This is a genomic window from Natronorubrum halalkaliphilum (assembly GCF_009834785.1).
GTDB classification, from domain to species: Archaea; Halobacteriota; Halobacteria; order Halobacteriales; family Natrialbaceae; genus Natronorubrum; species Natronorubrum halalkaliphilum.
This window is the reverse complement of record NZ_WUYX01000002.1, coordinates 1-21,384: the sequence shown is the minus strand read 5'-3', so window position 1 is coordinate 21,384 and position 21,384 is coordinate 1. Positions and strand designations below refer to the sequence as shown.

Annotated in this window: 17 protein-coding genes and 1 pseudogene; 9 read left to right on the top strand and 9 right to left on the bottom strand. The window is 59.8% G+C overall.

Translation table 11 applies throughout. The features are described 5' to 3' along the window. Positions 1-117: 117 nt before the first annotated feature. Entirely contained in the window at positions 118-1,968 is a 1,851-nt protein-coding gene (locus GS429_RS00095; RefSeq protein ID WP_160061496.1) for an ABC transporter substrate-binding protein, read from the bottom strand. A gap of 566 nt (positions 1,969-2,534) precedes the next feature. On the opposite strand from GS429_RS00095, the gene GS429_RS00090 reads away from it, so the two are divergent. The 3 genes from GS429_RS00090 (at position 2,535) to GS429_RS00080 (ending at position 5,896) form a co-directional block, all read left to right on the top strand. Next, on the top strand, positions 2,535-3,299 hold the full coding sequence (locus GS429_RS00090) for an IclR family transcriptional regulator (RefSeq protein ID WP_160061494.1): 765 nt from the start codon (positions 2,535-2,537) through the stop codon (positions 3,297-3,299). Positions 3,300-3,365: 66 nt separating this feature from the next. Beyond that, complete coding sequence (locus GS429_RS00085) at positions 3,366-4,070, top strand: HAD family hydrolase (RefSeq protein WP_160061492.1); 705 nt, start codon at positions 3,366-3,368, stop codon at positions 4,068-4,070. A gap of 227 nt (positions 4,071-4,297) precedes the next feature. Then, positions 4,298-5,896 (top strand): family 10 glycosylhydrolase, encoded by a 1,599-nt coding sequence (locus GS429_RS00080; RefSeq protein ID WP_201293918.1) that lies wholly within the window; start codon positions 4,298-4,300, stop codon positions 5,894-5,896. Positions 5,897-6,020: 124 nt separating this feature from the next. Here the strand turns inward: GS429_RS00080 and GS429_RS00075 are convergent, their stop codons facing one another. The 5 genes from GS429_RS00075 to GS429_RS00055 form a co-directional block, all read right to left on the bottom strand. Further along, a complete protein-coding gene (locus tag GS429_RS00075; RefSeq protein ID WP_160061490.1) occupies positions 6,021-7,199 on the bottom strand; it encodes an anhydro-N-acetylmuramic acid kinase in 1,179 nt (392 codons plus the stop codon). A 48-nt stretch (positions 7,200-7,247) separates the two neighbouring features. Beyond that, on the bottom strand, positions 7,248-8,828 hold the full coding sequence (gene nagZ, locus GS429_RS00070; protein ID WP_160061488.1) for a beta-N-acetylhexosaminidase: 1,581 nt from the start codon (positions 8,826-8,828) through the stop codon (positions 7,248-7,250). Next, complete coding sequence (locus GS429_RS00065; protein WP_160061486.1) at positions 8,825-9,994, bottom strand: exo-beta-N-acetylmuramidase NamZ family protein; 1,170 nt, start codon at positions 9,992-9,994, stop codon at positions 8,825-8,827. The genes nagZ and GS429_RS00065 overlap by 4 nt, the downstream gene beginning before the upstream one ends. A 106-nt stretch (positions 9,995-10,100) precedes the next feature. Then, positions 10,101-11,099, bottom strand: a complete 999-nt coding sequence (locus tag GS429_RS00060; protein WP_160061484.1) for an LLM class flavin-dependent oxidoreductase — start codon at positions 11,097-11,099, stop codon at positions 10,101-10,103. 84 nt (positions 11,100-11,183) lie between these two features. Beyond that, complete coding sequence (locus GS429_RS00055; RefSeq protein ID WP_160061482.1) at positions 11,184-12,305, bottom strand: hypothetical protein; 1,122 nt, start codon at positions 12,303-12,305, stop codon at positions 11,184-11,186. Between the two features lie 183 nt (positions 12,306-12,488). On the opposite strand from GS429_RS00055, the gene GS429_RS00050 reads away from it, so the two are divergent. From GS429_RS00050 to GS429_RS00040, 3 genes are all read left to right on the top strand, one after another. Further along, complete coding sequence (locus GS429_RS00050; RefSeq protein ID WP_160061480.1) at positions 12,489-12,842, top strand: hypothetical protein; 354 nt, start codon at positions 12,489-12,491, stop codon at positions 12,840-12,842. A 207-nt stretch (positions 12,843-13,049) separates the two neighbouring features. After that, positions 13,050-13,424, top strand: a complete 375-nt coding sequence (locus tag GS429_RS00045; RefSeq protein ID WP_160061478.1) for a RidA family protein — start codon at positions 13,050-13,052, stop codon at positions 13,422-13,424. A gap of 58 nt (positions 13,425-13,482) precedes the next feature. Further along, the gene (locus GS429_RS00040; RefSeq protein WP_328821168.1) at positions 13,483-14,304 is read left to right on the top strand and encodes a creatininase family protein; all 822 of its coding nucleotides are present in this window, start codon (positions 13,483-13,485) and stop codon (positions 14,302-14,304) included. A gap of 41 nt (positions 14,305-14,345) precedes the next feature. On the opposite strand, the gene GS429_RS00035 is transcribed toward GS429_RS00040, so the two are convergent. Both GS429_RS00035 and GS429_RS00030 read right to left on the bottom strand, forming a co-directional pair. Continuing rightward, on the bottom strand, positions 14,346-15,362 hold the full coding sequence (locus GS429_RS00035) for a hypothetical protein (RefSeq protein WP_160061474.1): 1,017 nt from the start codon (positions 15,360-15,362) through the stop codon (positions 14,346-14,348). Then, complete coding sequence (locus tag GS429_RS00030) at positions 15,359-16,057, bottom strand: PIG-L deacetylase family protein (protein WP_160061472.1); 699 nt, start codon at positions 16,055-16,057, stop codon at positions 15,359-15,361. The genes GS429_RS00035 and GS429_RS00030 overlap by 4 nt, the downstream gene beginning before the upstream one ends. 107 nt (positions 16,058-16,164) lie before the next feature. On the opposite strand from GS429_RS00030, the gene GS429_RS00025 reads away from it, so the two are divergent. After that, positions 16,165-17,367, top strand: coding sequence for an aminotransferase class V-fold PLP-dependent enzyme (locus GS429_RS00025; RefSeq protein WP_160061470.1), 1,203 nt, complete (start codon positions 16,165-16,167; stop codon positions 17,365-17,367). A gap of 183 nt (positions 17,368-17,550) precedes the next feature. Here the strand turns inward: GS429_RS00025 and GS429_RS00020 are convergent, their stop codons facing one another. Then, a complete protein-coding gene (locus GS429_RS00020; protein ID WP_160061468.1) occupies positions 17,551-18,570 on the bottom strand; it encodes a zinc-dependent alcohol dehydrogenase in 1,020 nt (339 codons plus the stop codon). 369 nt (positions 18,571-18,939) lie between these two features. Here GS429_RS00020 and GS429_RS00015 point away from each other — a divergent pair, with 369 nt between their 5' ends. Both GS429_RS00015 and GS429_RS00010 read left to right on the top strand, forming a co-directional pair. Further along, complete coding sequence (locus GS429_RS00015; RefSeq protein ID WP_160061466.1) at positions 18,940-20,076, top strand: tyrosine-type recombinase/integrase; 1,137 nt, start codon at positions 18,940-18,942, stop codon at positions 20,074-20,076. Between the two features lie 83 nt (positions 20,077-20,159). Then, a pseudogene (locus tag GS429_RS00010) lies at positions 20,160-20,683 on the top strand (IS630 family transposase); the annotation flags it as partial. Between the last annotated feature and the right edge of the window lie 701 nt (positions 20,684-21,384).

Here is a 21,384-nt window from a genome sequence, read left to right as displayed (position 1 = left end):
GGAACTCAGTGCATACCTGATCGCACGACGACTGAGCAATCAGTGTCTAAATAGCTGCAGTTGTTGCTATAGGTGGCCACGGGGAACGCGGCCCTGGTGCAGGATATGGCGTGTGGCTCACTCCGATGTCGATCGAAGGTGGCCGGTTCGAGTCAGGTACATCCACGGCTGTTCCGAGCGGATTCGTGGATCGTCCATTTCGACGCCCCAGTCCCACTTGTCGGTCGCGACGTAGTTGAGGCGGAATTCGGTACAGGTCTGAATGCCGTGAACCCACTGGTTGTAGATCCAGCCGAGTTCTTCGACGTATTCGTTCACCTCGTCCTCGTCCTGTGCGTTGTTGAGCCCCTCGATCCGTTCGTCGATATCGACGGTCTCGAGATCGTTTTCGTCGTCGCCGGGTGGCCAGGGAACGGTGACTTCCGAGAGCTGGTTGTTCCAGCGGGTCGTGTCGGGGGCCGAAACGTCTCCAATCGTGTTCCGGTAGGAACTGACGGCGTGTGGCGCGGCGGGGCCCGAGGTGTAGACGGCGATTTCGAAGTCGTGCTCGGGCATGATCTGAGTCTGGAGCGTCGTGAAGTCCTCGCCGATCCCTTCGGCTTCGATGCCGAAGCGATTGAACTGTTCGACGATATTTTCGTAGGAAGGGACGTTCGCGGCGAAGTCGACCGGATAGAGGATTTCGACGGATAACGGATCGCCGGAGTCGGCGTCGACCCACTGGTCGTCTTCACGTTCGTACCCGGCTTCTTCCATGTACTCCTCGGCGAGATCCTCTTGGATCCAGCCTTCGTCGCTATTACCGTAGTTCGTGAAGTCGTCGACGATGCCGCCGAGCCATTCTTCGTCCATCGGCGAGTTCAGGCCCGTCACGTTGTTCGGATCCGGATAGTCCATGATCTCTTCGCCGAAGATATCGACGTACTCCGTTGGATCGTACATGTACGCGAGCGCTTGACGGAGCGCGCGGCTTTCTTCGGTATCTTCGCCCCAGTGTGAGTCGGGGCTGAACTGGATCGTCTGGAACCCTTCCTGTGGCCCGGTCATAATCTCCCAGTGATCGTCCATCGAGTTGCGGACTTCTCCGGGTGCATCGCCGGTGAATCCGTGGATGTTGTCGGCGATAGCGGCCTGATGGAAGTCGGCTTCGCTGTCTCCGAAGTCGACGATTTCGAAGCCGGCCCAGTTCATGTCGTTGTCGCCCTCCCAGCCGATCGGATAGTTGTCGTATGGCTCCATGACGATTCGCGAATCCGTCACTTCGACGAGCTCGACCGGCCCGTTCCCGAGGCCGGCTTCGATCGCCTCGTCGCCGTCGATGGAGTAGTTCGCGAGATCTTCGTTGATGTCCGATAGTTCCTCGTCCGTCGTCGCGTCTTCGGCTCGCTCGATGAACTCACGATGGAGTTCGGGATGCGTATAGAGCCACCGGGTGAACATATCCCCAAGGAAGACGTGCTCGATCAGGCTCGGCGCGACGGGGTCGACCTCGAACTCGAGCGTGTGCTCTTCGGGTGCGTGAACGTCGGTGGCGTAGTCCCAGATCTCGTCGCCCCAGACCTCGGCCAGTCTGAAGTGATCGACGGCGTGGTCTGCCGTGACCGTGGTCCCGTCGTGCCACTCCAGGTTGTCACGGAGATCGAAGGTGACGGTTCCGGCGTCCATGTCGAAGGTCCAGTCCTCGGCGAACTGTGGATACCAGTCGGATTCGTCGGCCGAGAAGTATGCGAGCTCTTCCCACAACATTCCCGTCTCGAAGAACAGTTGGTTATCGAGACTCCAGACGTTGAAGTGTGCCTGTTCGATGTTTCCGATCGCGGGAAGCACGAAGTACTCGTCGTCTCCGTTCTCGTCTTCGACGCCGAGACATCCGGCGAGCGATCCGACTGCACCGCCGAGTCCGACTGCTTTCAACCATTTTCGACGGGACCAGCTTGTACTTCCGTCGTCTATGTTATTCTCCAGCATACGTACTCTCATTATCAAAACCAACATTATAAATCTGCCGACGATTTGGCACTGAATCCTCACTGTTGGCCGTCTCCGACGAAAATGTGGCCTCAAGGGCACTTCGGTGAATTGAGAATCGCTGTGCAATGAACGTATACCACTTGTTGCAATATCATGACCGTTTTCGAATGATAGAAATCGATCACGTCAGTTTTCGGCCCACTGTCCTCTGCGAATCGATCACATTACGGTCGTTTCGACCTCGCGCCGATGGGTGAACGTTCCCTTCCGTTCACCGTCGACTGTTCACCTGTTTCATTCATACAAAAAGACTATTCTAGCCGTCTATTACGGATGTACTATTGTAAAAATCGTGCTGGCTGAAACCGCGTCGAATCGGGCGGTACCGTCCACAATGAACCGGGAACACTGGATTATGCTAACTCACACCACGAAATATCGGTAAGCAGTACCACCGTTTCACCATTACTGAAGCGGTCGCTTTGGTTCGCTGGACAGCCCTGTACTCGTCGGACGCGCGGCGGTAGACTAATGGTGGCGGGTTCCATCAGACCGCATAACGAATGACACGCGAGGCGAAGAATCCGGTGAAAGCGACTCAACGCTCGCTGGCCATCCTCGAGACGTTGTACGAGTGTGGGACTGCTCGCCTCACGGAAATTTCCGCTCGACTCGATTTACCCGATAGCACGGTTCACAATCATTTGAGCACACTCGTTGAGGGCGGATTCGTAACAAGAACGGACGGCGTTTACCGATTGAGCCTTCAGTTTTTGACTTACGGGGAGTTTGCCAAAAATCAGTACAAAATTTCCGACGCGGCCGAAACGGAACTCCGACATCTGTCGGGCGAAACGTCCGAAGCTGCCAGTATCTGCGTCGTCGAATCCGGTCGCGGGTTCGTGCTTGCTCACGAAGCGGGCGATACTGATCTGCCGCTTGATCTGTTTTCGGGCAAACGCATCCCGTTGCACGCGACCGCGTTCGGAAAGGTTCTCCTCGCCGACCGACCCGACCACGATATCGAGTCGATTCTCGATCGCCACGGTCTCGCTGCGTGTACCGGTAGCACCATCACGGACCGCGAAACGCTGTTAGAGGAACTGGCATCGGTTCGGTCGACCGGTCATGCGATCGGCGACGAGGAGCGACTCCGCGGCGTTCGTTCCGTTGCTACACCCGTCCGCAACGAGCGAGGTGTCGCTGTCGGTGCCGTCGGCGTCACAGGACCCACCAGTCGATTGACGCTCGAGCGATTACGGGGATCGGTTCTCGAGTCGGTAACCGACACGAAAAACGTCATCGAGCTACAGATCAGTTACTCGTAACTCCGTCGCTGGTCGATAGGTTTATTCGCCCGCCGTTCACCGCATACGCTATGACAGCTGATTCCAATGAGGTTGCCGACAGAACGCGACACCGGGGCGATTCCGATGGATGACTGTCCGCTCCTGTTCGACGTCGATGGCGTTATCGTTCGGCATCACCGCGCCGGTCCGACCGTCTACACGAAAGCGATTGACGAGGCGTTCGCCGAGTTCGATGTCAGCCTCACCGCCGAGGAACGGCAATCGTTCGTCGGTGACGTCTCCCCCGAGCGGATGCGGTCGATCTGTCGAACGTACGGTCTCGATCTCCCGACGCTCTGGCCTGTTCGCGAACAGGCGGTTTCAGCTGCCCAGCAAGCGCTCTGTCGAGCAGGAGAGCGCGTTCTGTTCGACGACGTTCGTGCCCTCTCGAAGCTGGCTGGGTCGCATCCGATTGCGTTCGTCAGCAACAATCAACACGCCACGATCGAGTTCATGCTCGACCATTTCGGCCTCGAGTCTCTGGTCGACACGGCCTACGGTCGCGAACCGACGTGGGATGGGTTCGAACGGCGGAAACCTGATCCGTACTACATCGAACAGGCGATGACGGACCTCGAGTGTGATGGGGGGCTCTACGTCGGCGACCGTGCAACCGATATCGAGGCTGCCAGGCGAGCGGGACTCGAAGCGGTGTATCTCGACAGAACTCAGTCCCAGCCGACTGCACCGAGCCCGGATGCGACAATTCAGTCGCTGACCGCGTTACCGTCGGTGATCGACCGTCTATAGTGCGGCTTTCGGTCGCTTTTCTGGAGTTGATATCGACTTTTTCCACTTTCACTTTAGGAGGAATAGTTATATTATAGAACGGTAATTGGAATAGATACGAGGTGAGTAGAACGGAACGTAGACGGCCAGTGAGCGACGCAACTGTCTCTGTGTAGCCAGTCGCCACGAAACAACGGGCAATCGAATCGAGTAACCAATCGAAGACAACGCGGAGCAAGATACGACCAATGACAGGACAACGACTGTCGAACACACGACGACGAACAGTTCTCAAAGCAACCGGCAGCGCGGCAACGCTCGTCGGTCTCGGCGCAACCGGGACCGCACTGGCGAACGATAGCGACGACACGACTGAAACGACGATGGAGGAATTGAGAGCGTTTTGGGTGGACGGTTTCAACGAGGGCATCTACAACGAAGACGAGGTCGCCGATCTCGTCGCGGCGGCCGCCGAATCGAACCACAACGCGATCATCGCCCAGGTCGTCCGACGCGGAGACTGTTTCTGTAACGACGCACTTCCGCCGCGGACGGACGCACCGATTGCCGACGATTTCGATCCGCTCGAGTCGCTCGTGGCGACTGCCCACGAGGCTGACCTCGAGGTCCACGCCTGGATGAACGTCAATACGATGTGGAATCAGGCTGAGCCGCCCGAGGCGGACGACCATCCGTTCAATACGCACGGGCCTGGAACCGAGGATCCGTGGCACAGCATCCGCGAGGACGGTGAGGAACACTTCGCTGACAACTACTTCTTCGATCCGGGCCATCCGGGCGTCGCTGACTATCTCGTCGACTCGGCCTGTAGCCTCGTCGATAACTACGACATCGATGGCGTCAACCTCGATTACGTCCGCTACCCGGATCACAACCTCGAGATCGGGTCGTCGTCGTGGGGATACAACGAAACCGCACTCGAACGGTTCCAGAACGAAACCGGACGAGACGATGTCCCCGACGCGGACGACGAGGAGTGGTCACAGTGGCGTCGCGACCAGGTAACGAATCTGGTTCGTCGGATCTACCTCGAGACAGCCGAGTTGGATCCCGAGATCTGTCTCAGCGCGAACACCATCACGTACGGCTTCGGGCCCGAACAACAGGGTGGCTGGGAGTCCTCTCGGACGTATGCGGAGGTACTCCAGGACTGGCGTGCGTGGATGGAAGAAGGCATCATCGACCTGAACGTCCCGATGAATTACAAGCGCGACTGGGACGACGACCAGGCGGATATGTATCGCCAGTGGAACGAATTCATCGCGGACCACCAGTACGACCGTCACGCCGTCGTCGGCTCGGCGATCTATCTCAACGACGTCTCGGATACGGTCGATCAAATTCGGGCCGCGCTCGCAGAGACCGATGCGGGTAACCGCACCGTCGGCTGGGTGGGGTACTCCTATGCGACACCGGATCTCAAGACGTTCGAGGGCGAACGAGGTGCGGACGAATCCAGAGACGCACTCGCAGACGCCGTCACGGCCGACAGCCCGGACGGCGAGGCGCCGGTATTTGCCGAGTCTGCGAGCGTTCCCGAACGAACGTGGAAAACACGTCCGGAGACGGGCCACGTCGGTGGCACCGTTTCCGTCCGCGACGGCGACCCTGTCACCGGTCTCGAGGTAACGGTCAAACAGCGCAACGAGACCGTGGCGACGACGACCACCACCGGCAACGGCTGGTTCGGCGTCGTCGATCTCAGTCCGGGTCGGTACCGCGTCGAACTGCCGGCGAGTGAAACGCGCGGACGTCGGGTCAAACACGTGACAGTCGACGCGGGAGCCGTCGCGGACCTCGAGTTCACGTTACAGGGGACGGCCTGACCCTCGGTCCCTTTCGACGACGCCGTTTCGCATCGCAACGCCAACCTAATTCCAACCGACATCCTGCACCACGGAAACACGCCGTTGCCGGTCAAGCCGGGGTCTCTGCACCACAACCCTCCGGCTACGGCCGCTTTGCACGGGTTCCGAGGATCGCCGCCCGATCTGCGCCCGTTACGGACGGAAGCGACCCTGGACGTTCCTCTCGGAATAACGCACCGAGCAGCCCGAACAGCGCCGCTTCGCGGAAATCCGGATCGATCCCGCGGTCGCCGCTCGTCTCGACCGGACACGACAGTCGCGCCTCGAGTTGCGACAGCAACGTGTCGTTCCACGCACCGCCGCCCGAAACGATCACACGGTCCGGTTCGAACGGGACGTACCTGTTGTAGGCGTCGGCGATCGAAGCACTCGTCAGCGCGGTCGCCGTCGCAACCAGATCCGCCGCCTCGAGCCCCCGATTTCTCGCCTCGGCGAGCAGCGTTTCGACGTACGAACCGCCGTAGCGTTCCCGCCCGGTCGACTTCGGGGGTTCCATCTCGAAATACGCATCATCGAGCAGCGTCTCGAGGAATGCTTCGTCGACGGTCCCGGTCGCTGCGAGACGGCCGCCGTCGTCGTAGCGCTGCTCGCCGTCGGTTACGGCTTGGACGACGGCGTCGATAACCATGTTTCCCGGTCCGGTGTCGAACGCCGTGACGTCCGCTCGGGTCGGTCCACGCGGTAACAGCGTACAGTTCCCGATACCGCCGATATTCTGTACGATGCGGTGTTCACCGCCGTCGGCGAACTGCAGCCAGTCTAGCAGCGGCGACAGCGGTGCACCGTGCCCGCCAGCGGCGATGTCCGCCCGCCGGAAGTCGCCGACGGCGTCGATCCCGGTTTCGGCGGCGAGTACGCTCTCGTCGCCGATCTGTAGCGTCGTATTGGTTTTTCCGAGGTCGCCCGGCAGGTCCCGCTGCTGTGGCGCGTGCCAGACGGTCTGGCCGTGACTCCCGAGCAGGTCGACGCGTTTCGGGTCGATACCTGCCGTCGAACACAGTCGATTGACCGCTCGAGCGAACCGCTTTCCGACGGCGATATCGGCGTAAGCGAGATCGTCGATCGTCGCCGTATCAGTACACAAGCCCTCGATAAACCGTCGAAACTCGGCATCATACTCGTCGGTGATCGACGCCTCGAGTTCGATCGTCGTCTCCGTCAGCGGTTCGTCGGTGGCCGGCATCTCGATTCGACAGCAAGCAGCATCGACGCCGTCGAGCGAGGTGCCGGACATGAGCCCGATAGTCCGATAGGATGGCACGTCCGAGAGGACGGATAGCAGGAATAAAACAGTACTGCCGCGCGGCCGTCAGTCGGAACGCAGGCTCGTCGGCGGGGTTCCTCGTGGGTCCTGCTCGCCGAGGAGAACGTCGACGAGCGCCGTCAGGTTCCCCAGCGTTGGATCGTACGTCGTGAGAACGGGTTCGACCTGTGACAACTCGAGACAGTCGTAGGGGGTCGTCAGCGCGGCGACCACGGGCGAGTGTCCGGCAGCGCGGAGGGCTTCGACCGCCGTGGCCTGTTCCGGGTTCCGAGCGACATCGGCCGTACAGCAAAGCACCTGTGCGGCGGTCGGAACCGCCGTCTTAAGATCGGTTTCTGACCCGATCTCGATCAGTCGCGTATCGACGTCTCGTTTCTCGAAGAGCGATTCGAGGACGCTTCCGGCGGACTGGGATTCGGCGGCCGGCGAGCCGCTCGTCTGAGCGGGTGCAATGAGGTGGAGTTGGTCGTTCGGGTCAATCGGTCGGGTATCGAGATTCCCTCGAAGCAGCGTCACCGCGTCCCGCGAGATGGTTCGGAGTGCGACCCGGTCGTCGCCGGTGATCACCGTTTCGCTGCCCGATTCCGTGAGGGGTGCCGGTTGCAGGTCGCGATTCGATTTCAATGTGAGGATACGACGGACCGACTCGTCGATTCGCGTCTCTGCGATCTCGCCGCGTTCGACGGCGTCGATGACGCGTTCGATGGCGCGTCGTTGTTTGTCCGGCGAGTGTGAGACTAACACTACGTCGGCCCCCGCGGCGATAGCTTCGACTGCCCCACGGGCCGTCCCGACGGTCTCTGCGATGGCGTTCATCTCCATACAGTCGGTGGTGAGAACGCCGGTGAACCCGAGTTCGTCGCGCAGGAGGTCAGTCAGCACTGCAGGAGAGAGCGTCGCCGGCTTCGTCTCGGACCCGGTGATTGCCGGAAACGCAACGTGTGCGGTCATGATCGCGTCGATTCCCGCCTCGATCGCTCGAGCGAACGGTCGGAGTTCAACCTCCTCTAGACGGTCTCCGTGTGCGTCGACGACGGGGAGTTCGGCGTGTGAGTCGGTCGCAGTATCGCCGTGACCCGGGAAGTGTTTCCCACAGGCGACGACCGATTCTGACTGGAGGGTCTCGAAATATCGGGTGCCGAAGGTCGCGACGGTCTCGGCATCCTCGCTGTAGGATCGAACGCCGATCACCGGGTTCTCGGGGTTGTTGTTCACGTCGAGGACGGGGGCCAGGTTGAAATTGATCCCGACGTCTCGAAGCTGTTTCGCGGTTACGCGAGCCACGGTCGCAGCGTTTACGGGCGTCTCCGTCGCGCCGACGGCCATCTGTCCCGGGACGTCAGTCCCGTATGGAAGCCGTCTGACGGTCCCACCCTCCTGATCGACCGAGAGCAACAGCGGAATCTCCGCACCCGAGTCGAGCGCCCGCTGTTGCAGCGCTTTCGAGAGCGATCGGGTCTGTTCGGGGGTCTCGAGGTTTCGCGAAAAGTAGATCACGCCACCGACGTGGTAGTCGCAAATGAGTTCTTCAAGGGCAGGCGTTGGTTCCGTCTCCGGAAAGCCGACGTGGAACAACTGGCCGACTTTTTGCTCGAGCGAGAGCGTACTGAGGGGTGGCTCGGTCATTGGTACAGCAGGTACTTGTCGGTCGTCTCGGCGAACGCGTCTCGGTCGTCGGTCCACGTTTCATCGAGTCGATCGTAGACCTCGTCGGGGTCTTCACCCGGTTCAACGTCGGCAACCGTTTCTCGTAGCGAGGGGCCACCGGCGAGTTTGTCGACGAAGTAGTCGTCGTTCGACGTAACCCATTCGGAGTCGGGGTATAACTGAAACGCGGTCAGCAGCATCTTCATCCCGATTTCGACCGGCGAAATCTCGTTTCGATCCTTTACGTGTATCTGGACGCCCTCGACGTCGCGGCGCTCGTGTTTCGAGAACATCGGCGTGAAGTAGGCGGGCCGGAAGGCAGCCCCGTCGATGGCGAGATCGTTCAACGTGGTCGCCCACTCCTCGGCGTCGATCCAGGGTGCGCCGATCAACTCGAACGGCTTCGTCGTGCCGCGGCCCTCCGAGAGGGTCGTCCCCTCGAACAGACAGGTACCGGGGTAGATAGTTGCCGTATCGAGCGTCGGCATGTTCGGCGACGGCGGCACCCAGGCGTGTTCGATTTCGTCGTACCAGGTGTCTCGCGTCCACCCCTCGAGTTCGACCACGTGCAGGTCCGCCCCGAGGTCGAACGCGCCGTTGAAGTAGCGAGCTAGTTCCCCGACCGTCAGCCCGTGGGTAATGGGGAGGCGGCGGCCGCCGACGAAGGATTCGTGTTCCGGCGGGACGCGATTACCGTCGATGCCGAGGGGGGCGATCGGATTCGGTCGGTCGAGAACGACGAACGTCGTGTCGGTCTCGCTCACCCCCTCAAGGGCGTACGCGAGCGTGTAGATCAGCGTGTAAAATCGACAGCCGATGTCCTGCATATCGTAGATGACCGTATCAAGGTCGGCGACCATGTCGGGCTGGAGTCGTCGATTGTCTCCGTAGAGACTCGTGACAGGAAGTCCCGTTCGTTCGTCGACGCTGTCTGCCACTTTGACGCCGGCCTGTTCGTTGCCGCGAATCCCGTGTTCCGGACCGAACAGGCGAATCAGTTCAACCTCGTCGTGATTGTAGAGCCTATCGATCGTCGGATTGAGATCGGAATCGACCCCAGACGGGTTCGTGATGAGGCCGATCCGATCGCCTTCGATCGCCGCCAGTTCTGTCTCTACTACCGTCTCGATGCCCACGCGAACCATAGTCTCGGTTACTGAGGGTGAGATTATAAATATGTGGGTGGGCGACAATTTTCGGGCGTAATTTCACGTCGTGTCCCACGGATTGCTCCGGATTTCGCTCGGAAGCCTACTCGACGCGCGGCATGACCTCGTTCGCGATGGCGTCGATCGTCCGCCGTGGGTCGCCCACTTTCGAGACGAGAATGATGCGATCGACACCTGCCGCCGCGAGGCGCTCGACCGTCGGAATCAGGTCGGTCGGATCGTCGGTAACGTTGTTGCTTTTGCGGAGTTCCGCATCCGACACATCCGCCAATCGATCGTTGGCGATCGATTGAATGTCTCGCGGATCCGCGGTCTCGAGTTCGTCGTGCGGCGTGTACTCGCCGTTCGCTCGGAGTTCGTCGACGATATCGCCCGGATCGCCGACGTGGGCCGGCAACTGCACCGAAATCGTTCCGTCGGTTTCGCGGTCCGTCTCGCGCTCGCTTCGTCCGGCTTCGAACGCGGGTGCCAGCGTCTCGTTGATCAGTTCGGCGTCTCCGGCGGTAAGCAGGTTGCCAGCGTATTTCCCGGCACACCGTGCGGACTGTGGGCCCCAGGCAGCCCAGTGAAACGGAATCCGCGTCCGAGGTTTCGTGTACAGCTTCATTTCGTCGTACTGGTAGTATTTCCCGTCGTGATCCACGTACTCGTCGCTTTCCCAGAGGGTTTCCATCACGTCGATCGATTCGATGAGCATCCCGGCGAGCGTCCCCCAGTCGGGCCAGTCGCCATCGTAAAACCGGGCCTCGTTGAGCGCTTCGCCGGTTCCGACGCCGAACTCGAGGCGGCCGGGATACGCGTTATCGATGGTGGCGAGCGCCTGTGCGAGGACCGGCGGCCGGTACCGAATCGTCGGACAACTCACGCAGGTGCCGATGGTCGCGTCGGGAACGCGTTCGGCAACCGACCCGAGCCAGGGCAGTATATGGTGAGTATAGGGCCGATTGTCAAGCCACGGAACGAAATGATCGCCGATCCAGATTCCCTCGAAACCGGCGGCTGCAGCGTCCTCGGCCAGCGCCAGATCCTCTCCGGGAGCGCGAAAGCACCCTCCAACGTTGTAGTGCCACTCGATTGGCATGCTGTGACAACTCCACCGGATCGCATTAAAACCTTCCTGCTCCGCCCCACACGATAGTGCTGTCCGAGACGAACGGTTTCCGACCTAGGTCAGCGTCGTCGTTCCCGCGGGCGCGACCCACTCGAGTTGCCCGTCGGTCAACAGCGCGTGATTGTACACGAAGACGTCGCCGTCGATCTGTCGTTCGATGCGATTGTATAGATCGTCCCAGTGGGCACGGTCGTCGACCACCGATGGATCGAGCGTCGCTCCGGCGTCGACGGTGTGAGAAAGGGTTTCTTCGGCGGCTGTCAGTCGTTCGTCGATCACCGACGTCTCTGCCGTATAACAGAGGGCGGTCACCCGGTCGACGTACGCCTCGAGCAGCGCGGGGGTGACGCCGCTCGGCCAGAGCGAATCAGGCGTGTAGCCGCTGGCGTCAGCGAGATAGTAGGTGAGCGAAACGTCACCGCTGGCGTCGGCAAGCGCGGCGAGTTGGTCGCCGATGACGGCTTCCCGAAACGCGAACAGATCCTCGAGAACCGGGTTTTTTGCGATCAGTTGCGAAAGCGGCGGCGTGTCACCCACGTCGGTCAGGTACCGATCGCAGAGCGTTCTGACGGTGGCTTCGGCAGCCTCGAGATCGACGATATCTCCCTTCGCCGCTCTCGCCCGACAGCCGTCACAGAAACACTGCGAGAGGAGGTATTCTTCGGTGCGGTTCTGAATGACGTGATCTTTGTGGTGACCGTAGCTGTCGCCGTGGCCGTGGACGACGCTCGGAAAGCCAAGCGACTCGAGGTCGATACTGTCGATTTCGTACTGCGTCAGGTTGCGAACGAGGCCGGTGAAGTAGCGCCTGACCTCGGGGTGTGACGGACACAGCGCGTGGTCGTGTGCGGTTCCATACGCATCCTCGATCCGATATGCAGGCCAGTTGCTCGCCAGTCTGGTGCCGTGATAACAGACGACCCACGCATCGACGCCGATACCGTGTCCCGTGGCTACGCTGGTGAGATCACCGAACGAATCGGATCGACGACGAATCTCGTTCGGGGGCGGTCGAATCGTCGTGTGCTCGAAGCACTGATCGTCCGGGTCGAACAGACAGCCGCCGGGAAACGTATAGAATCCGAAGGCGTCGTCTTTGGGGTCGAACGTTCGAACTGAGTGGTAGTGTGCAGCGACTTTGAGCTGGTTAATCCCAGCCGCCGTTAGCGCATCCATGGACGCATCGAAACCGTCGGCCGAAAAACTCCATGGATAGGTCCATAAACCGGTCATCGGGTGTACTTATTTATCATCAAATAAAACTCTTTTCCACCTATCGGTGGCGAACGGGCCGTCGTGTGCGGAGATCGATCGTTCACGTCCCCGAAATTTATACCGATCCGGGGGAATTGGGACGGTATGCGTCGATACGATTCGCGGTTCTCCGACGGGGTCTACTACCTGGAGACGGACGACGGGTGGATCGAAGTAGGTGAGGCCGATACGCTGCTTGCGTTGCTCGGCGAGACCTACACGCTCGAGTATGGCGAGCGAGAACGGGCGGCGGCGTGGCTCGAGACGGATACCGACGGCGAACTGACGTTCGACGTTCGCGAGACGCTTGCCGGGATGACCTACCGGCAGTCGTTTGTCGACCAGATCGAAGACTGTGACCTCTCGGAGACGACTGAGGAGGGCGTCCCGCTTCGGACGGCCGTCTTTGCGGACATGATGGAATCGATCTGGGAGTCGAAGGGCAATCTACAGTCGTAATCCCGGACGGGCCGCTTTCCCGACGTCTCGTACGGTCCGTTGGTGCGTCCGGTCGGTGATCGATCGAACGGGACGATACCGAACGACGACGGACCGTATTAGCACTCCTACGAATCGGTCGCGGGAAACCGATACTGACCGACAGCGGATCGTCTCACACTCCTCACGCCGTATCTTTATTACCGGGCTCTCGTAACGTGAGACCGGATGCACCCATTATCGACAGACGATGCACCAGCCAGTATCGGTCCGTTCTCACAGGGCGTTCGAGACGGCGATCGAATCTACGTCTCCGGGCAGGGACCAGTTGATCCCGACACCGGCGAGATCATCGACGGCGATATCGCCGCCCAGACGGAGCGTACGCTCGAGAACATCGACGCGGTGCTTCGAGCGGGAGACGCCTCTCTCGAGGACGTCGTCAAAGTCACCGTATTCGTGCAGGATATGGACGACTACGACGCGATCAACGAGGTGTACGGCGAGTACATGACCGACCCGTATCCGGCTCGGAGTGCAGTGCAAGTCGAGGACCTGCCGATCGATATCGGGGTCGAAATCGAAGTCGTTGCCTCCGTCTGATCACGTCGGCCGGTGGCGTGAACGAACCTTTTTGTAGATGTGTCGAGAGGCACCGCTTGTGATTGGTGATCTGTTTACACACTCGCAGTCGTGGTTCAGCAAAACGGCCGGCGAGACCCGCGAGATCGGCGAACAGGATGGATCGGTGGTACTCGTTCCCGTCGGCAGTGTCGAACAGCACGGGCGACATCTTCCCGTCGGAACCGATACGCTCCTCGCGTCTGCGGTTACAATGTGCGGCGTGTCACTCGTCGAGGAGTGTCCCGCTCTCGTCACGCCGCCCGTCTGGAGCGGCTACTCACCCCACCATCTGTCGTTTGGGGGTACGCTAACGCTCTCCTTTGACACCGCACTGGCCGTCCTGACCGACATCGTCTCGAGCGCGCTCGAGAACGGGTTCGATGCCGTGTTGCTGGTCAATGGTCACGGCGGGAATGGTCCACTCGTCGGGGCTGCGGTCAGTGAAATCGGGGCTGAACACCCCGACGTGACAGTGACGGGGCTCACCTACTTTTCGCTGGCCGAACCGTTCATCGACGAGATTCGAGACAGCGATCCCGGTGGGATGGCCCACGGTGGCGAGTTCGAGACGTCGCTGCTTTTGCATCTCTTTCCCGACCTGGTTCGCGATGGGCCACGGGAGGCGACGCCGCTTGATGAACCGCTCGTGTACGGCGATACAGACTTGCTCGATTCCGGGCCGCTCTCGGTCTATCGGCCGTTCGAGTCGTACTCCTCCTCAGGAGCGATTGGCGACCCGGACCTCGCATCGGCGGCGAAAGGCCGCGAGCTGTTCGATCGATTGGCGGAGGAACTCGCGACCGTCGTTCAGGCACTCTCCGTACACGTCCACTCGGCCGAGACGGCGGACGGCGAATAGCGGCCAACGAACGGGAAAGGAGACGAGCGGGAACTGTTCGACTACGACGACGGGACCGTCTCGAGGTACGCGTTCCAGACGGCATCGGGATCGTCACAGGCGATGCTCGAAATGGACCGACAGCCGTCATAGCCCCACATGAAGACGCTGTCGACGCCGCCTTCGACGGCAGTTTCGGTTGCCGTTTTGACGGCCTCGATCGTCGACGGCTCGTCGTCAAGGCGGAATCCTTGAATCCAGATCTGACTGTCGACGTCGTGTTCGTTCGCCAGGGAGACGACACGGTCGGTGTACTCGCCCACGAACGATTCCGGCCCGGTGGCGTGGGGAAACGCGGCCCAGTACGGATCGGTCGCAAAAATATCGAGGAACTCGTTCGCTGCGAGCGACTCCCAGTCGGAGAGACCGTGCTCGGTATCCTCCCTTGGTAACAGACAGACGGCGTTTCGTGCTCCCAGACCGTGTACGAGTTCCATCATCTCGTCCAAAAATTCGAGCAACATGTCCTCTCTGAACGCGTCCGTCTGCGGTGTCGGATCGGTCGGCAGCGACTCTCCGTACTGCGCTTCGAATGCCCGTTGACAGTGCTCGCAGTGGCAGGTCCACGCAGTCTCGGGCACCGAAATATCTGCCCAGTCGGCGATGAACCAGTGTGGCTCGTCCCAGAACACGACATCGGCCCCCGTCTCCACGGCGGCTTTCGTCCAGTTGCGAACGAACCGACGAAACGTCGGATTCGAAAAACAGGCGGCGGGAACCCCCTCTCCGGTAGATAACACCTGTCTGGCGTCGGCGCGACGGCCGATAAACTCCGACACGGCTTCGCCGCCGAAAACGCGACCGACTCCCCAGGGGTTGACGTAGACGGTAAAGCCGCGGTCGTGACTTTTCTCGACGATACGCTCCATCGTCCCCTGATAGTACTCGTAATCGCGCTCGCTGAAGGTGTGCAAGACTGCGTTCAGCCCTGCTTCATCGAACCGCTCGAGGTCCCGTTCAGCGTGTTCGACGTTTCGAACGCCGAAATAGCTCGTTCCTCGCTCGAGGTCATCACTCATCGAAGCCCCTCCGCTGCAATCGTGTGATGACGACGGTAGCCTTCCGCGGCGGTGACGCCGGATTTCGTCCCCAGCACCTGGGCTTTCGCGCGTACGCTCTCGAGCAGGTTATCGTACTCGTCGTCGATGCCGCCGTGTTCCTGTAGAAACACGACCTGGGACTCGTGGTGTTCGATCGCGTCGGTTTTCTGCTCGAGATAGCCGGTAATATCGATGTATACGTCGGGTTCGAAGTCGGCAGTCGGTTTGCCGAAGAAGTAGACGTTGTCCGGGTCGTGTGGCTCGTGATCCGTTTCGACCATCGGCAACGACGCCATGTAGTAGGCGTCGGTAACCAGTGTGGCCGTCACACGATGGTCGGGATGCATATCGTCCTCGTAGTGAGTGATCAGTAAATCGGGTTCGTACTCCCGGATGGTATCAACGATTTCGAGTCGATTCTCGATGGTGTTCTCGAGACGTCCGTCTTTGAACCCGAGAAAGGTACACTCACAGCCGAGCGTTTCAGCGGAACGCGTGGCTTCCGCCTTTCGGGTGGCTGCGATTTCGTCTTCCGTGGTCTCGAAGCCGCCGTATTCGCCAGCGGTCAGATGAGCGATGGTGACATCGTCGCCCTGATCGGCGTGTTTGGCCAGTGTTCCGCCACAGAAGATGTCCGCATCGTCAGGATGTGCAACTACTGCAAGTATGCGCATGGTGGGCATAACGCAGTCATCGTTCTTAAAACCGAGCGATACGCGGATTCCCGGTCGGAGCGCCCCGGTCCCCTATTCTTATTTATTAGTTACCCGTAGGATCGGCTATGACCGACTCGATCTACGAAGAGATTGGGGTATCACCCGTGATCAACGCCACGGGGACGAAAACGCGAATCGGTGGGAGCCGAATCAGACCGGAAGCCGCCGATGCGATGCAGCGAGCGGCCGACGGGTTCGCTCGGATCTCCGATCTGCAAGCGCGAGCATCGACGCTGATTCAGGACGCGACCGGCGCCGAGGCGGGCTACGTCTGTTCGGGTGCCAGCGCCTGTCTGACGATGGCTGCGGCGGCGGCAATCGCCGGGACGGATCTCGAGGCGATGGCTCAACTACCGGACACGGACGGACTGGCGGACGAAATCGTCATTCCGCGAACCCACCGCTCTGGATACGATCACGCCTACCGTGTCGCCGGTGCGTCCATCGTCGATGTCGGCACGAACGATGCACACCTCGGCACCGGGTCGGTCAACACCGAACCCTGGGAGATCGATCGGGCAATCTCCGAGGAGACGGCCGCGGTCGCGTACATGCAAAAGTCCTACACCGATCCACCGCTCGAGACCGTCGTCGAAATCGCTCACGACCACGACGTTCCGGTGATCGTCGACGCCGCAGCGGAACTCCCGCCGGTCACGAATCTCAACCGATTCGTCGATCTTGGTGTCGACCTCGTCGCGTTCAGCGGCGGTAAAGCGATTCGCGGCCCGCAGACGACCGGCATACTCGCTGGTCGTGAGGACCTCATTCGATCCGTCGCGGCACAACACCTCGATATGCACGCAGCCGAACCCGCGTGGACGCCGCCGTCGTCGTTGCTCGATGTCGAGGAACTGGGTGGCGTTCCCAGACAGGGCATCGGCCGAGGCATGAAAGTCGGGAAAGAGGAACTCGTCGGGCTCATTACCGCACTCACGGCCTTCCTCGAAGACGATCACGACGAGAACGCCACGGTCTGGCGCGCGCGATCCGAACGAATTGCCCAGGAGCTTGCAGAGTCTCCGGGAGTCGAGACGAGACTGACTGCGGCCGAAAAGACCTCTGTGGCACCGGAAGTTGTCGTCTCGGTCGATGCCTCAGTCGCCGATTCGAGTGCGGTCGATATCGTCCGTGGCCTTCGAACGGAACATCCCCGGATTTACGTCGGTGCGGACGACCTCGATGCAGACGCGTTGACGATCAATCCGATGTGTCTCACGGACGACGAAGCCGAATACGTTCTGGAGCGTCTTCGAACGTATCTCTGAACACATCACCTCCGACTGTGGGAACTGCTGAACCGTCTAGACACTCCTCACGAGGTATGAGCCGACACTCTTGAGTTCGATACAGCCACGCTCGTTTTCACGGCTTCCGGGTTTCCGATCCGCGCCGATCATTTTTGCTGTAAGGAACGGGCTGCACAGGCGATGCCTGCAGTGCGGGGGAACTCAAGGTCGTAGGACGGCTTTGATGACGCCGTCGTCGCGGTTCCGTACGGTCTCGAGTGCCGTTTCGTACTCCGCGAGGTCGAATTCGTGGGTCACGATGCCGTCTACTGAGAGGTCGCCGGTGCGGAACAGTGCCGCGATTTCGTCCACGGCGTTGGCTGCAGTCACGCTGCCGACGACCTCGAGTTCCTTCGCAACGATATCGTTCGGATCGATCTCTCGCGACCCATCGAAGACTCCGGTGAGGATGACCGATCCTTGTGTTCCCGCAACCGTCAGACAGGTATTGACGACGTCCCCGGCGCCCGCGGCCTCGAGACACAGATCGATACCAGTCCCGTCCGTGTAGTCGTCGATCGCGTTAGCGGGATCGGTTTCGCGAATGTTGATCGATTCCACCGCGCCGTAGCGCTCGCCGACGGCTAACCGTTCATCGTGGAGGCCGGTAAGAACGATATCGTCGATCCCCTTCGCTTTGAGGAGTTGGACGCCGAACAGGCCCAACGAGCCCGGGCCGAATACCGCTGCTGTGTCAGTAAATGAGGTTTCGACCCGTTTCAGCGCGTGCAATGTACAGCCCGCCGAATCGATCTGGGTCGCCTCGAGGTCGTTGATTTCGTCCTCGAGCGGCCGCAGGGTTTCGACGGGGAAGGCGGCGTACTCGCGGTAGCCGCCGTCGATGGTAAACCCGATTTCCTCGAGGCTGGTACACTGGTAGTATCGGCCCTCGCGACACGCCCGGCAGGTCCCACAGTAGACGAAGCCGTGGAGGGAGACACGGTCGCCGACCGAAAGCGAGTCGATGCCGGGACCGAGTTCGACGACTTCGGCACAAACTTCGTGCCCTGGAACGAGGGGGTAGTCGGTCCACGGCGGCCCTTCGCCCCGAATCAGACCGATATCGCTGCCGCAGATACCGACTGCTCGGACTCGAACGAGCGCTTCCCCGGCGCCCGGAACGGGCCGCTCGCGGTCTTCCTCCCAGATGTCGTTATTCCCGTCGGTAACGATGGCACGCATTATGCCCTCTTCTGGTAGGCAGCATCAAAAACCTTGCTCGAGGAGGTCATCATGTTCGCTATCAGTGACCGGAGACGTCACCAGGGTCAACCGTTGTTCTCACAGAACATGTACGCACGGTCGCGGTTCGGAGTTATTCACACCTGAACCTTGGATAACTGCGAATTTTCTATATAGCACTATGGGATTTAAATAGTTGGGATTGGCCACATAGACGATCTCACACTACCGATATCGCCCGAATAGACCAGCCAGAAGAACACACTTGATTAGCTCAATAATCAAGTGTGGTTTTATGGTAGTCCCCTCCCTCTGTCAATCACGAACGATGGAAACGAGCCGAATCCGGGCTCTCGAGGGTGAGCAGGCATGAATCAAGATTCGACAGCAGTGGGAGCTCCCCTCGAGCAGTTCCTCCGATCGAAATCGAAGGGCGGAGAGCAAAGCGGAAACTATCGGCGGAACCTCGAGCGCTGCGTCGAGGACTTCCTCGAGTGGCTCGAGGAAGATCACCGCTCGAACGGGACGTTCGCGGACCTGGACGAACGAACGTTTCGCCGGTACGCCCGAGAACTCACGAGTCGCGACCTCGCACCGGGGACGATTCGGACCTACTATGCGCAGGTCAGCGCCTATATCGGCTGGTGTGTTCGCGAGGGGCTTCTCGAGGCGAACTACGCGCAACGAAACGTCGCGAAAGAGCCCCTGCCCGCAAACGACGGTCGACGGTCGGGCGACCAACAGGCCTGGACCGACGAACACCGGCTGGCCATCACCCGCCACGTAGACAAGTGCGCCCACGACGCTGCCGACGAGAAGGGGCTCGACGCGCTCAAAGAGTTCCGCGACCGAGCACTCGTCTACGTCCTCTGTTACTCCGGGGTCCGCGGCGGTGAGATCTTCGCGGATCCGAAAGACGATCGCCGCAACGGGCTCAAATGGGGGGATGTCTCCCTCGAGGATCGGAAGATGACGGTTCTCGCGAAGAAACAGGACTGGTCCGATCGGTCGCTGACGAACCAAACGATAAATCCTATGTCGAGATACAGAAATTTGCTCGATCCGGCCGGTGACGACTGGCCGGTGTTCCCGACGTTTCACCTGCCGACGCTCTACGAAACGCTTCGAACGGGGTTACGGAACGACGAGTGGGAAGCGAGTGAGGTCGAAGCGGTCGTTGATGATCTCACCGGGCAACTCGAGGTGTTCGACGCACTCCGAGAGTACGATCTGGCACCGCCCTCGATCAACACGGACGGTGCTCGGCGAATCATGCGAAGGCTCTGTGCGGACGCCGAAATCGATCTCGACGACAAACACGGCTACCTCGCCCCACACGGTGGCCGACGCGGCGCTGGTGAGGTGATGGTCCGCCAGCGCGGCTTTACCGCCGCCGCGCGGTTACTGGACAACAGCGAAGAAGTCGTCCGAACGTCCTACTCACACATCGAGGCCAAGGAGATGGCCAAGGATGCCGGCGATGCGTTTGCAGAGCACGATACATGAGCTTTCCCGATAGAATCTCCAGTTAGCGTGACCCGACTCGATAACCGTTAGAACTTTCTACTCGTTTCCCGTTTGTAGACATAATGGAACATCTCGACGAAATCGCGATCGAGGAATTGCAAGATGCCCTCGAGAACGTGGAGGGAAAGAAGCCGACACAACGGCTATTAGCGGCGATCGCGTACAAAAACGGAATCACACAGACTGAGCTAGCCGAGTGGCACGATGTCCAGCGGCGGACGATATATAGCTGGCTCAAGCGACTCGATACCGACGAGCCAATCGAGCACGCTGTAACTGATGCTCATCGGCCAGGGAGAAAGCGGAAGCTCTCAGAGAACGAGTACACAGAGTTCCAGGAAACCATCCACGAACCGCCTACTACGGTTGGCTTTGACGCGGCGGCGTGGACACCGCGACTCGCTCAGCAGTATCTCGAGGAAACGTACGATGTCGAGTACTCGATCCCGAGTTGTCGACGGTTGCTCAAAGAAGCGGGATTGAGCTATCAGAAACCACTCCGAACAGCCGGTGGATCTGACGCCGACGACCAGGACGCGCTCAGTGAAACCGAAAAGAGCGGCGGGAAATGGACGCCACAGTAGTCTGACCTGCACGCGATACCCGGCCGTCTATCGACGTACCCGGCTAACGCACCTGGTCGCGGATCTTGGGCGTCCACCGAAGATACTCCTTGACTTTTCGGTTTGGGTTCGTTCACGACAGAAGTTGTGGCTCACTCGACGGTTTTCCAGCAATGAAAATACGGCTCTTGATCGGTTTGGATCCTATACTGAGTGGGTATTTCTAACGCCTATGTTACGTTCGTGACCGAAATGGTGGGGGAGTAAAATAATTTGATACTTTTTCTCTAGACGGCTACTTCTCGTGTGACCGCCTACTGTTGCTACTAAAAATCACTCCAGATCTGGCCGTATGATAGCGTTGCGACCAATGTGTAAATCGTATCAGTTGCTACGATAAACTACCTGAACCCAACACTGACTGCTGATAGATTCCACTATTGCATTTTAACAACTCTTATTGATACTGTCATCAAATGACATATGCCATATCCCGTTGGTTAGAATGATTGACTGCCGGAGGTATTTAGTACTCAGCCACTCACTTAGACAGCACTATGGCTGATGACCCGCCAAGGGACGATGGAACCGATACCGGTTCGGAGAGGCAATCGACTGGGGAACTCCCTCCACAAGAGATTCTCAGTACTTCACAAAGCCGCTTAGTTAGAACGTCTGCTTGCTGTGAATGTGCCTAGCAAACAGCAGCAAGCAGACAATGAAA